Consider the following 12,885-nt stretch of genomic DNA (forward strand, 5'->3'; position numbering starts at 1 on the left):
GTCCACCTCGAACGAGAGCATGCCGCCGTAGTCGCGCATCTGCCGGGTGGCGACGGCATGTCCCGGGTGATCCGGAAGTCCCGGGTAATGGACGACGGATACGCGGGGGTGTGCCGCCAGGAACGCCGCTACCCGACTCGCGTTCGCGCAGTGCCGCTCCATGCGCACCGGGAGCGTGCGCAGGCCGCGCAGGGTGAGCCAGGCCGACAGCGGCGATGCGCTGCTGCCGTACAGGCGACGCGCGTCGTAACAATCGGCGGCCAGCGCGTCGTCGTCGGCGAACGTCAGCACGCCGCCCATCGCGTCGCCATGGCCGTTGAGGTACTTGGTGGTCGAGTGCAGCACGACGTCGGCGCCGAGCGCGAGTGGCTGCTGCAGCGTGGGCGGAGCGAAGGTCCCGTCGACGAGCAGTCGTGCACCGGCCGCGTGGGCCAGATCGGCGAGGGCGGCGATGTCGCAGACCTTGAGGCGCGGGTTCGAAGGCGTTTCCGCCCAGAGCAGGCGCGTATCGGACGTGAGCGCCGCACGGACCGCGTCGGGATCGGTCGCGTCGACGACGGTGTGGCGCAGGCCATGCGGCGCCAGGAACCGATCGATCAACGCGCGATAGCCGAAATAGGTGTCGTCGGCGATCACCAGGTGTGCGCCCGGCGGGAGCGATTGCAGCACGGCCGCGCCGGCGGCCATGCCGGTGGCGAAGAACAGGGCGCGCGCGGCACCGTCGAGGGCGGCGAGGGCCTGTTCGAGCTGCTGCTGGTTGGGGTTGTCGTAGCGCTGGTACAGGTAGCCCAGCGGCGTCTGCGCGTCGGGCGTGTGCTCGAACGTGGTCGACAGCTGCAGCCCAGCGTTCATCGCGCCGTTGACGGGGTCGGGTGCGACGCCGGCGTGTGCGGCCAGGGTGTCGGGATGGGGCGCGTGGGACGGGACGGAATCTGTGGACATGCGGGCCGGACGGAGAGGGCGGATAATGCGGCCGGGCCCGGATTGCGGGCCGCGTACCGGATGCCACTCTGCCATGAACGACACCACCGCTGTGCCCGCCGATTCCCTGACCGCGCTCGCCGGCCGCTACTGGCTGCCCGTCTACCGTCCGCGCGATCTCGTGCTCGAGCGAGGCGAAGGTGCCCGGCTGTGGGACAGCGCCGGTCGCGACTACGTGGATCTGGCCGCCGGTATCGCCGTGTGCAGTCTCGGTCATTGCGATCCGGACCTCACCCGGGCCCTTGTCGATCAGGCGGGACGGCTGTGGCATACCAGCAATGCCTTCTACAGCGAGCCGCCGCTGCGACTGGCCGAGGAGCTGGTGACCGCCTCGCGCTTCGCGAAGCGCGTGTTCCTGTGCAACTCCGGTGCGGAAGCCAACGAGGCGGCGATGAAGCTGGTGCGCAAGTGGGCGTCCGAGCAGGGGCGTGCGCCGCAGCAGCGGGTGATCGTGACCTTCCGCGGCAGCTTCCACGGACGGACGCTGGCGACGGTGACCGCCACCGCGCAACCCAAGTATCAAGCCGGCTACGAGCCGCTGCCGGGCGGTTTCCGTTACGTCGATTTCAACGATCTGACCGGGCTCGAAGTGGCGATGTCGGCCGGCGACGTGGCGGCGGTGATGCTCGAGCCGATCCAGGGCGAGGGCGGTGTCACCCCGGCGGCGCCCGGCTTCCTGCGTGGCGTGCGCGAGCTGTGCGACCGCCACGGTGCGTTGCTGGTGCTCGACGAGATCCAGTGCGGCATGGGGCGCACCGGCAGCCTGTTCGCGCACTGGCAGGACGATGTGGTGCCGGACATCGTCACCCTGGCGAAGGCGCTCGGTGGGGGATTCCCCGTCGGCGCGATGCTGGCCGGTCCCAAGGTGGCCGAGGTGATGCAGTTCGGCGCGCACGGCAGCACCTTCGGCGGTAATCCGCTGGCGAGCGCCGTCGCCCGGGTGGCCCTGCGCAAGCTGTCGTCTCCCGCCATCCAGACCAACGTGTCCAGACAATCGACGGCGCTGCGCAACGGCTTGCAACGGATCGACGACGCGCTCGAGGTGTTCGCGCAGATCCGCGGGCGCGGCCTGATGATCGGCGCGCAGCTGCGGCCGCAGTACGCCGGCCGCGCCGGCGAGATCCTCGATGCCTGCGCGCGCCAGGGCCTGCTCGCATTGCAGGCCGGGCCGGACGTGCTGCGTTTCGTGCCGTCGCTGACCATCACCGATGCGGAACTCGCCGACGGGCTCGAACGCCTGGAGGCGGCGCTGCGTGCCTTCGTGGAGTGATCGAGCCACGCTCGGCGTCCGGCCCCTGACCAACCCGATGTCACCGGATCGCAGCTACCCGGTTCTCGCTGCGGGGCTCTGCATCGCCTGGGGCGGTCTTCGGCCGGCTGTCGCCCGACGATGAAAAAAGCCCCGGCCGCATCCTGGCCGGGGGCTTTCTGGCGACATCGGTGCGGCCGGCGAATGCCGGCCGCAGGCTCAGAACCGGAAGTCGGCGCTGAGCAGGTAGTTCCGCGACGGGCCGAGGAACCCGCGCGTCATCGCCCAGGTCATGGAGGTGGCGTAGGTCTCGTCGGTCACGTTGTCGATGTTCAGGCGCAGGGTCAGCGCATCGTTGACCGCGTAGGACGCCATCAGATTGCCGACGGTGTAGCTGGGCAGCTTGCCGAAACGGCCGTTGGGGATGATGCGGTCGGCATCGTCCGGGCGGCCGGCCCAGCTGTCGCCCACATGCTGCAGTCCACCGCCGAGGGTGAGCCCGTTGGCGAACGTGTAGGTGGTCCACAGGTTGGCCGAGCGCTTCGGCGTGAACGCAAGTTCGTCACCATCGGTGCTCAGGAAACTGCCGTAGTCGCCCGGGTTCGCGCCGCGGCGCGCGGCATCCAGCCACGCGCTGTGCTGGCGCTCGCTGTCCAGGAACACCGCACCGGCGAACACGCTCCAGGCCTCGGTCAGGGTGCCGGTGACCGCCAGCTCGACGCCGCGGACCACCTGCTTGCCGTAACCGCGCAACAGGGTCGGGCTGCCGGGCACGTCCGGGTCCACGCCCGAGATCGCGACGCCGCGACGTTGGGTCTGGAACACGGCCGCGCTGGTCGCCAGGCGATCGTCGAAGAAGTTCCACTTCACCCCGATCTCGTGGTTGACCGCGCGCTGGGGCTTGGCCTCGTCATTGTTCTGCCCGACCAGACCGGGGAACGCGTTGTCGCCGGTCCGCGAGATGTCGGGATTGGACAGGTACGCGCCCGGCGGCAGGGTGGCGATGCCGACCGAAGCGTAGATGCTGCCGTTCTCGACCGGCTTGTAGACCACGCCGAGCTTGCCGCTGAGGCTGGTGTCGCGGGTCTCGTAGCCATCCGGGCCCTGCGGTCGGCCGCTGACGAGATCGGTGCTGCCGATGTCCACCTCGTAGCGCTCGGCGCGCAGGCCACCGGTGATCTGCCACTGTTCGTTGAGACGGACGGTGTCGTAGAGGTAGGCGGCCACGGTGTCGATCCGGACCCGGTTGCTCTGGACCTCATCGGACCGCGGAGCGACCGCGCGCAGGTAATCGGGATGAAGCACGTTGGTCGGCGGCTGGTCGCGGGTGTCGAAGCGCAGGCCGTCCGATTCCTCGCGGCTGAGTTCGATGCCGGCCGACACGGTGTGCTCGATCGCGCCGGTGCGGAAGGTGGCGCTCAGGTCGGTCTGGTTGGACAGGCTGCGGTTCTCGCGCTGGTAGGCCTGGGTCTGGCCGACCACCTGCTCGGTGGCCGCGTCGTAGCCGAACGGCACCGTGTAGACCGCGGTACGGTCGGTTTCCGCCCACCGGGTCTGGTTGCTCAGGGTGAGGCCGTTGCTGAAGTCGTGTTCGATCCGCGCCAGCGCCGATTGCGTGGTGGTGTCGTCGTAATCGGTGCGCAGGCCGTAGAAGGTGTCGCGGGACGCGCCGCCGGCGATCGGGTCGTAGTTCACCGTGTCCTCGATCGAGGCGCCCGGCACGCCCCAATCGGGACGGCCGCTCTGGCTCAGGTACTGCGCGGCGAGGGTGAACCGGGTCGACGTGCCCAGCCCGAACGCCAGCGACGGGGCGATGCCGACGGCGTCGCTCGACGCGAACTTGCGCCCGACGACGCCGCCGTCCTGGGCCAGCACGTTCAGGCGCAGCGCGCTGCTGACGCCCAGTTGCTGGTTGATGTCGACGGTACCGCGCGAGCGCGCGTGCGCGTCGGTCTCGTCGAAGCCGAAGCTCGCGGTGCCGCGCACGAAGTAGCCCAGTTGCGGCGTCTTGGTCACCAGGTTGACGTAGCCGCCGAGACCGCCGCGCCCGTTGTCGGCGGCCGGTCCCTTCACCACTTCCACCTGCTCGACGTTGAACACGTCGCGGGCGTAGTTGCCCGAATCGCGGACGCCGTCGACGAAGATGCTGCCGCTGGTGTCGAACCCGCGCAGGCTGAAGTTGTTGTCGTTGGTCGAAAAACCGTTCTCGCCGGCGTTGAAGCTGATGCCCGGCGTGTTGCGCAAGACATCGGTCAGGTCGCGGGCGCCCTGGGCGTTGAACACCTCGGCGGGCACCACCGACACCGTCTGGGGGGTGTCGCGCAGCGGCGCGGTGAACTTCGGGGACGACGCGCGCTGCACGGCCTCGCCACGGACCTCGACCGGGTCGAAGGTGCGATCCGTCTGCTGCAATGCGTTGTCCGCGTGGGCCTGGGTGACGACGGCGATGAACAGGGCGGCAGCGAGGGGGCTGCGGCGGAGGCGGCGGTGCGGGCTCGTGAACACGATGGAAGTCCTCTGGATCTTCAAGCGGAATGCACCGGTTCCACCGGCGCGTTGCTGTAAATGTTAGTAATTCGCATTCAGTTTAGCAAATCGTTCACATCCGCCTTCGCGTCCATATGCGTTCGGGTAGGCTGAGCGCCCGTTCCGCCGAGGTGACCGCCCCGGATGTTGCTCGATATCCCCGATGTGCTCAGCCAGGATCAGGTTCGACACTGTCGCGCTCTGCTCGAAGGCGCCGGCTGGCAGGACGGCCGCGCGACTGCCGGGCACCAGGCGCAGCGCGTCAAGAGCAACCAGCAGCTCGCGCCCGACGATCCGGTCGCGGCCCGGGTGGCGGAGGTCGTGATGCAGGCCCTGGGCACCCACCCGGTCTTCATGTCGGCGGCGCTGCCGTTGAAGGTCCTGCCGCCGCGCTTCAACCGCTACGCCGATGGCGGCGCCTACCGCAACCATGTCGACAGCGCCATCCTGAGCGTGCCGGGCAGTGGTCACCGCATCCGCAGCGATGTCTCCGCGACGCTGTTCTTCAGCGGGCCGGACGAGTACGACGGGGGCGAGCTCGTCGTCGAGGACACCTACGGCACGCAGCGGATCAAGCTGCGTGCAGGCCATCTGGCGTTGTATCCGGGGACCAGCCTGCATCGGGTGGAGCCGGTGACGCGAGGCGCGCGCATCGCCTCGTTCTTCTGGGTGCAGAGCCTCGTCCGCGAGGATGCCCAGCGGGCCATGCTGTACGAGCTCGACGGCGCCATCCAGTCGCTGCTCGCGCGCGACCCGGACAGCGCGGAGGTGCCGCGGCTGCTCGGCATCTACCACAATCTGTTGCGGCGATGGTCGGAGACCTGACGATGACCGGATCCGATGCGACCGAAGCCGCTCCGCTGCCGCCGCTGGCGCGGATCCCCCCCGCGATCGCCTGCGTCGCCGACTACGCGGCCTACGCGCGGGAACGGATGACGCCGGCGGCCTGGGCGTATCTGGAAGGCGGCGCCGCGGACGAGCTCACCGTCGCCGACAACCGTGCCGCCTTCGACCGCCTGAAGCTGCGCAACCGGGTGCTGGCCGACCTGTCGTCGGGGCACAGCCGGCTCGATCTGTTCGGCGTCGCCCACGAGTATCCGATCCTCCTGGCGCCGGTCGCCCGGCAGGCCCTCGCGCATCCGGACGGGGAGCGTGCCAGCCTGCTGGCCGCTGCGGCGATGCGCGCGGGCATGGTGGTCTCGGCGGAGGCCGATGTGGCCGTCGATGCCCTGGCGCGCGAAGCCGACACGCCATTGTGGTCGCAGTTGTATCTGTCGACGGACCGCGACAGGGCGCTGGCGCAACTCGGACGTGCCGAAGCCGCCGGGTGCCGCGCGCTGGTGGTGACCGTGGACGCGCCGGTGAACGGCCCCCGCAACCGCGAACAGCGTCTGGGCCAGCCGCTGCCGGCAGGCCCGGGCGCGAGGCCGGCCCCGCAGGTGGCGCCGGGCGAGAGCCTGTTTTCGAACCCCCTGATCACGGCCGCACCCACCTGGCAGGACATCGCCTGGCTGAGGACGCAGACCGGCATGCCGCTGCTGCTCAAGGGCGTGACCGATCCGGCGGATGCCACACGCGCGCTGGCGCACGGCGTCGATGGCCTGATCGTGTCCAATCACGGCGGTCGCGTGCTGGATACGCAGCTGGCGACGATCGACGCGCTGCCGGCGATCGTGGCGGCTGTCGACGGCCGCGTGCCGGTCCTGCTCGACGGTGGCATCCGCCGTGGCACGGACGTCTTCAAGGCGTTGGCGCTGGGTGCGCGCGCGGTGCTCGTGGGACGTCCCTACGTGCATGCGCTGGCCGCGGCCGGTGCGCCGGGCGTCGCTCACGTCCTGCACCTGCTCCGGGTGGAGCTGGAGATGACGATGGCCGTCTGCGGGTGCGCGACGCTGGCGGACATCGAGGCTTCGCACGTGGTCGGAGCCGCTCACGCGTAGGCTGCACCGCACCCTCTTCGGAGCAACCGCCTGGACTTGCCCGCTGAACCCGGGCAGCGAAAGGACGCCGACGACGTGCCGCGAGCGCGTGCCGCTTCCACCGAATGGCCCGGGCCGTCGCCGCAACGGCGCGACGGCCCGGGCGCCGGTATCGATCGGGCTGCTGTCGCATTCCGTTTTCGGGCCGGAGCGAGCAGCCCCTCGGCGACGTGCGCGGCGTCCGCCCTGCATGTTTCGCAAAGATGGGCGATGCGCGCCTCGTGCGCGCAATCCGCCGACAGGCCGCCGAAATCGAGCTGGACCAGGGCGACCGGTCGGCGCGCGAGATGCTGCGCCTGCCGGACCTACGCCGGCCTGGCGGCCGCGAACGCCTCGCGTGCCGCCGCCAGGGTGGCCTCCAGCGTCGCGTTGTCGTGGGCCGACGACACGAATCCTGCCTCGAAGGCGGAGGGCGCGAGAAACACGCCGCGATCGAGCATCGCGTGGAAGAAGCGGCCGAATGCGGCGGTATCGCAAGCGGTGGCCTGCGCATAGGTATCGACGCGCGGCGCGTCGGTGAAGAACAGGCCGAACATGGCGCCGACCCGGTTGGTGGTGAACGGCACGCCGGCGTCGCGCGCGAGCGCCTCGAGTCCGTCGCACAAGGCATTGGCGTGGGCTTCGAGCGCATCGTGGAAGCCTGGCGCCTGGATCACCTCGAGCAGGGCGAGACCCGCCGCCATGGCGACCGGATTGCCCGACAGCGTGCCGGCTTGGTAGACGGGACCGGCCGGCGAGATCTGCGACATCAGGTCCCGGCGTCCGCCGTAGGCGCCCACCGGCATGCCGGCGCCGATGATCTTGCCGAACGTGCTCAGGTCCGGGGTGACGCCATAACGCGTTTGCGCGCCGCCCAGCGCGACGCGGAAGCCGGTCATCACTTCATCGAAGATCAACACGGTGCCATGCCGCGAACACAGCTCGCGCAGATGCTGCAGGAAACCCTCGCGCGGTGGCAGGCAGTTGGCGTTGCCGGCGACGGGCTCGACGATCAGGCCCGCGATGTCGTCGCCCGAGGCCTCGAACAGCGCGGTGGCCGCATCGAAATCGTTGTAAGGCAGAGTGAGCGTGAGGTCGGCCAGGGCCTTCGGTACGCCGGGCGAGTTCGGCACGCCGAACGTGAGTGCGCCACTGCCTGCTTTCACCAGGAAGGAGTCGCCATGGCCGTGGTAGTTGCCTTCGAACTTCACGATCCGGCTGCGCCCGGTCGCGCCGCGCGCCAGACGGATCGCCGACAGCGTCGCCTCGGTGCCCGAGTTCACCATCCGCACCATCTCGCAGGAGGGCACCAGCCGGGTCAGGGTCTCGGCCATGGTCACTTCCGCAGCGCAGGGGGCGCCGAAGGACAGGCCGTTGCCGAGCGCCGCCGCCACGGCCTCGCGCACCGCGGGATGGTTGTGGCCGGCGATCATCGGTCCCCACGAACCGACGTAGTCGATGTAGCGATGACCGTCGACATCGTAGAGATAGGCGCCGTCGGCACGCTCGACGAAGAACGGCTCGCCCCCCACCGAGCCGAACGCGCGCACCGGCGAATTGACCCCGCCGGGCAGGAGGTCCCCGGCTCGGGTGAACAGGTTGTGGGAGCGGGTTCGGGGCAGGGTGTGGGACGGCGGGCGGGACATGCGGAACTCCTGGATCGTGAGATGGCGCGGCCTGAGGGACGCGGGGTGGCGCGTGGACGGTGTTTTCAGACCGGGCCTTCGAACGCGGCGCGATAGGCGCGCGCGGCGGCCGCTGGGTCGGACGCGTCGAAGACGCCACTGATGACGGCCACCAGGTCGGCGCCGGCGTCGACCAAGCTGCGCGCATTGTCGACAGTGATGCCGCCGATCGCCACCCGCGGCACGCCGAGCGCGGCGGCCTCCTGTAACAGGGCGGGGCTGGCGTGCCGTGCACCGGGTTTGGTCGAGCTGGGGAAGAACGCGCCGAAGGCGACGTAGTCCGCGCCGGCGAGGACGGCCGCGCGTGCGCGGTCGGCATCGTCGTAGCAGGACACGCCGATGATTGCTTCGGGCCCGAGCTCGGCCCGGGCCTGTTCGGGCCCGCCGTCGTCCTCGCCCAGATGGACGCCGTCGGCGCCGACACGCGCGGCCAGGCCGATCTCGTCGTTGACGATCAACGCCACCCCGTGGTCGCGGGTCAGCGCCCGCAGGGCGGCGGCCTGCGTTTCGCGCAGGGCGGCGGGCGCCGCTTTGTTGCGGTACTGCAGCCAATGCGCCTGCGGCAGCACCGCGGTCACGCGCTCGAGCAGGCGTGCGGTGTCGGTCTCATCCGGCGTGATGAGATAGAGCCCGCGTGGACGTGCCGTACGGGCGGGGTGGAGCGGAGCGGTCATCGGCGGTCCTTCATGCTGCGGGGCGCTGTGTGAGAATGTGTCGTCTCCACAGCCCGATTATCCAACGCGATGAACGAACCCGCAGCGCCCGCAGCCGCCTTTCGTACCTGGATGTGCGTGGTGTGCGGTTTCATCTACGACGAGGCCCAGGGGCTCCCGGACGAAGGGATCGCGCCGGGGACACGCTGGGAGGATGTGCCGGACGACTGGACGTGCCCCGACTGCGGCGTGACCAAGGACGACTTCGAGATGATGCCGCTGTAGGCGTCTCCGACGCCCTTTCTCTAGTGCAGGCGCGCGGTTTCGCCGCTGGCGCCGATCAGCGCCTCCCGGATCCCGCGTGCGTCCTGCGCGCCGGGCTGCAACGACAGATAACGTCCGAGATCGTGACGCGCGCCGCGCAGATGACCGACCTGGAGATAGCACAGCCCGCGGTCGCGCAGGGCCTCGGGTTGCTCGGGCACGAGCTGCAGGATGCGGTTGACGCAGCGCAGGGCGCGCTCCCAGTCGTCGGCTTCCACGTAGACGCCGTACAGGTTGCGGAGCATGCGGACCAGGATCGAACGGTGCGAAGCAGGATGCAGGATCTGCTGAAGGACCTCGTCGTCCATCGCGCTGCCGTCCAGGTGCGTCCGTGCGCGCTCGCGCAGTTCGTCCGCATCCAGCGGCCGGCCGCGGTTGAAGGGGTCCATGATCAGGACGCCGTCGTCGACCGGGAGCCGGACCAGGAAATGGCCGGGAAACGAGACGCCTTCGAGCGGCATGCCCAGACGGCGCGAGACCTCCATCTGCACGACCGCCAATGAGAGCGGAATGCCCAGCCGCCGCTCGCACACCTGATTGAGATAGCTGTTGCGCGGGTCGTAATAGGCCTCGTGGTTGCCCGCGTAGCCCTGCTCCTCGAACAGGTACTGGTTGATCGCCATCATCTTCAGCGGCCAGGGCGAGAGCGCATCGACGCGACCGCGTAGCGCGTCCACGTGAACGTCCAGCAGCTGGTGATAGACCTGCGGATCGAGGTCGGGGTACTCGTCGCGTGCGATCAGCAGCGTCGTGGCGAACAGCGGGATGTCGCCGTCCTCCAGCGCCATCAGGCTGTTCCACTGGGGCAGGGCGAAAGGCGCGCTCATGGGGTCAGACTGCGCCGCGACCCTCGACGATGCAAGGCGGCCACGCGTGAAACGTTCAGCGCGCCGGGGGCAGGTCGATGCCGGGATCCACGGTCAGCGTCGCGCCGTCCTGCAGCGACAGGCGCGCCGCTTCGCCGGCATTGAGTTCGAGCACATAACGGGCCGGTGCACGGCTGGGGTAGGGAGGGCACCGATCGCCGGAGGTGCAGGGCGGCACGTCCCGCTGCTGGGAAACCAACTGCAATTCAGAGTCGAAGTAGAGGATGTCCAGCGCGATGCGGGTGTTCTTCATCCAGTACGCCTGCGGCGCCTCCACGTCATGAATGAAGAGCATGCCGCGGTCGCGCGCCATCTCGTCGCGGAACATCAGCCCGCGCGCGCGGCTCGCGTCGTCGGCGGCGATTTCGACGGTGTAACGCTCGCCGGCGAGCTCGACCCACGGCTCGCTGGCAGCGGCGCAGGAAGACAGAAGGAGTGCCGTACAGAGCGCAATGGCGTAACGGACGGTGCGAGCAAGCATTGAAGAGGCCTCGGCTGCAGGAAGGGCACGGGCGCGACCCGTGACTGGCTCAGGACCATCGGGCAGCTCGCTGGACACGTCAAGTTGGCAGCTGTGACGTTTGTGTGCACAATGCGCGCCCGCTTCCAGACGGCCGCACGGCTCGAACGGAAGACGGGCCAGAAAAAGCTTCACCGGGCCTTGACGGCCGCTCGTGTCGCGGTAAGATACGCGGCTCCCCTCGACGAAACGCCTCCGGGCCAGAGACGAACGGGACGCTGAAGCAGCCTTCGAAAAAAGGTGTTGACGGAAGCGAAAAGCACGCTAGAATGGGCGGCTCACCTCGACGGAAACGTCGGAGTGCGAAAGAAGAAAGGGATGCGGCGCTGAGGCCGGTTCCGAAGATCTTTGACAGTGTACGCAGGAGACTTGTGCGGACGTCTGGCGGGTGGATGACCATCCACAAAACGCAGACGTTCGAAAGAGCACAAAGTCGATTCCAAGCATGCAAATGCGAGTGATTGATGACGAGTTCTGGACGACGACTGCACTCAAGCTATATAGGGCTTCGGCCTTAGTAAGACTTAAGTGAAGAGTTTGATCCTGGCTCAGAGTGAACGCTGGCGGCAGGCCTAACACATGCAAGTCGAACGGCAGCACGAGAGAGCTTGCTCTCTTGGTGGCGAGTGGCGGACGGGTGAGTAATACATCGGAATCTACCCTGTCGTGGGGGATAACGTAGGGAAACTTACGCTAATACCGCATACGACCTACGGGTGAAAGCAGGGGATCTTCGGACCTTGCGCGATTGGATGAGCCGATGTCGGATTAGCTAGTTGGCGGGGTAAAGGCCCACCAAGGCGACGATCCGTAGCTGGTCTGAGAGGATGATCAGCCACACTGGAACTGAGACACGGTCCAGACTCCTACGGGAGGCAGCAGTGGGGAATATTGGACAATGGGCGCAAGCCTGATCCAGCCATGCCGCGTGGGTGAAGAAGGCCTTCGGGTTGTAAAGCCCTTTTGTTGGGAAAGAAAAGCATTCGGTTAATACCCGAGTGTTCTGACGGTACCCAAAGAATAAGCACCGGCTAACTTCGTGCCAGCAGCCGCGGTAATACGAAGGGTGCAAGCGTTACTCGGAATTACTGGGCGTAAAGCGTGCGTAGGTGGTTTGTTAAGTCTGATGTGAAAGCCCTGGGCTCAACCTGGGAATTGCATTGGATACTGGCAGGCTAGAGTGCGGTAGAGGGTAGTGGAATTCCCGGTGTAGCAGTGAAATGCGTAGAGATCGGGAGGAACATCCGTGGCGAAGGCGACTACCTGGACCAGCACTGACACTGAGGCACGAAAGCGTGGGGAGCAAACAGGATTAGATACCCTGGTAGTCCACGCCCTAAACGATGCGAACTGGATGTTGGGTTCACTTTGGAACTCAGTATCGAAGCTAACGCGTTAAGTTCGCCGCCTGGGGAGTACGGTCGCAAGACTGAAACTCAAAGGAATTGACGGGGGCCCGCACAAGCGGTGGAGTATGTGGTTTAATTCGATGCAACGCGAAGAACCTTACCTGGCCTTGACATGCACGGAACTTTCCAGAGATGGATTGGTGCCTTCGGGAACCGTGACACAGGTGCTGCATGGCTGTCGTCAGCTCGTGTCGTGAGATGTTGGGTTAAGTCCCGCAACGAGCGCAACCCTTGTCCTTAGTTGCCAGCACGTAATGGTGGGAACTCTAAGGAGACCGCCGGTGACAAACCGGAGGAAGGTGGGGATGACGTCAAGTCATCATGGCCCTTACGGCCAGGGCTACACACGTACTACAATGGTGGGGACAGAGGGCTGCAAACCCGCGAGGGCAAGCCAATCCCAGAAACCCCATCTCAGTCCGGATCGGAGTCTGCAACTCGACTCCGTGAAGTCGGAATCGCTAGTAATCGCAGATCAGCATTGCTGCGGTGAATACGTTCCCGGGCCTTGTACACACCGCCCGTCACACCATGGGAGTTTGTTGCACCAGAAGCAGGTAGCCTAACCTTCGGGAGGGCGCTTGCCACGGTGTGGCCGATGACTGGGGTGAAGTCGTAACAAGGTAGCCGTATCGGAAGGTGCGGCTGGATCACCTCCTTTAGAGAACCGGATGGCTTTTGCCTTCCAGGCGTCCGCACAAGTAACCTGCATCC

10 protein-coding genes and 1 rRNA gene are annotated in these 12,885 nt (G+C 67.6%); 5 read left to right on the plus strand and 6 right to left on the minus strand.

Going from position 1 to position 12,885, the window contains the following annotated elements; all coding sequences use genetic code 11:
- A partial coding sequence (locus RG19_RS02820) for a trans-sulfuration enzyme family protein (RefSeq protein ID WP_238376577.1) occupies window positions 1-942 on the minus strand: 942 nt, incomplete at its 3' end.
- Window positions 943-1,015: 73 nt separating this feature from the next.
- Here RG19_RS02820 and RG19_RS02825 point away from each other — a divergent pair.
- Entirely contained in the window at window positions 1,016-2,251 is a 1,236-nt protein-coding gene (locus RG19_RS02825; RefSeq protein ID WP_058833944.1) for an acetylornithine transaminase, read from the plus strand.
- Between the two features lie 198 nt (window positions 2,252-2,449).
- On the opposite strand, the gene RG19_RS02830 is transcribed toward RG19_RS02825, so the two are convergent.
- Complete coding sequence (locus RG19_RS02830) at window positions 2,450-4,735, minus strand: TonB-dependent receptor (RefSeq protein WP_202905312.1); 2,286 nt, start codon at window positions 4,733-4,735, stop codon at window positions 2,450-2,452.
- Window positions 4,736-4,900: 165 nt separating this feature from the next.
- Between RG19_RS02830 and RG19_RS02835 the strand changes: the two genes are divergently transcribed.
- Together RG19_RS02835 and RG19_RS02840 are read left to right on the plus strand one after the other, a co-directional pair.
- Window positions 4,901-5,581 carry a Fe2+-dependent dioxygenase gene (locus RG19_RS02835; RefSeq protein ID WP_058833945.1) on the plus strand — a complete coding sequence of 227 codons (681 nt, stop codon included), beginning with the start codon at window positions 4,901-4,903 and terminating at the stop codon, window positions 5,579-5,581.
- A gap of 2 nt (window positions 5,582-5,583) precedes the next feature.
- On the plus strand, window positions 5,584-6,696 hold the full coding sequence (locus tag RG19_RS02840) for an alpha-hydroxy acid oxidase (RefSeq protein WP_058836374.1): 1,113 nt from the start codon (window positions 5,584-5,586) through the stop codon (window positions 6,694-6,696).
- Between the two features lie 344 nt (window positions 6,697-7,040).
- Here RG19_RS02840 and hemL read toward each other — a convergent pair whose 3' ends face one another.
- Complete coding sequence (hemL, locus tag RG19_RS02845; protein WP_058833946.1) at window positions 7,041-8,360, minus strand: glutamate-1-semialdehyde 2,1-aminomutase; 1,320 nt, start codon at window positions 8,358-8,360, stop codon at window positions 7,041-7,043.
- Window positions 8,361-8,425: 65 nt separating this feature from the next.
- Window positions 8,426-9,073, minus strand: a complete 648-nt coding sequence (gene thiE / locus RG19_RS02850; RefSeq protein WP_058833947.1) for a thiamine phosphate synthase — start codon at window positions 9,071-9,073, stop codon at window positions 8,426-8,428.
- Window positions 9,074-9,142: 69 nt separating this feature from the next.
- Between thiE and RG19_RS02855 the strand changes: the two genes are divergently transcribed.
- Window positions 9,143-9,337, plus strand: coding sequence for a rubredoxin (locus tag RG19_RS02855; protein WP_058833948.1), 195 nt, complete (start codon window positions 9,143-9,145; stop codon window positions 9,335-9,337).
- A 20-nt stretch (window positions 9,338-9,357) separates the two neighbouring features.
- On the opposite strand, the gene RG19_RS02860 is transcribed toward RG19_RS02855, so the two are convergent.
- Together RG19_RS02860 and RG19_RS02865 are read right to left on the minus strand one after the other, a co-directional pair.
- The gene (locus RG19_RS02860) at window positions 9,358-10,203 is read right to left on the minus strand and encodes a SirB1 family protein (RefSeq protein WP_058833949.1); all 846 of its coding nucleotides are present in this window, start codon (window positions 10,201-10,203) and stop codon (window positions 9,358-9,360) included.
- 55 nt (window positions 10,204-10,258) lie between these two features.
- Window positions 10,259-10,723: a DUF192 domain-containing protein gene (locus tag RG19_RS02865; RefSeq protein WP_058833950.1), complete on the minus strand. Its 465-nt coding sequence runs from the start codon at window positions 10,721-10,723 to the stop codon at window positions 10,259-10,261.
- A 564-nt stretch (window positions 10,724-11,287) separates the two neighbouring features.
- Here RG19_RS02865 and RG19_RS02870 point away from each other — a divergent pair.
- A 16S ribosomal RNA gene (locus RG19_RS02870) occupies window positions 11,288-12,832 on the plus strand.
- Window positions 12,833-12,885: the final 53 nt, after the last annotated feature.

The organism is Luteimonas abyssi (assembly GCF_001482195.1).
GTDB lineage: Bacteria > Pseudomonadota > Gammaproteobacteria > Xanthomonadales > Xanthomonadaceae > Luteimonas > Luteimonas abyssi.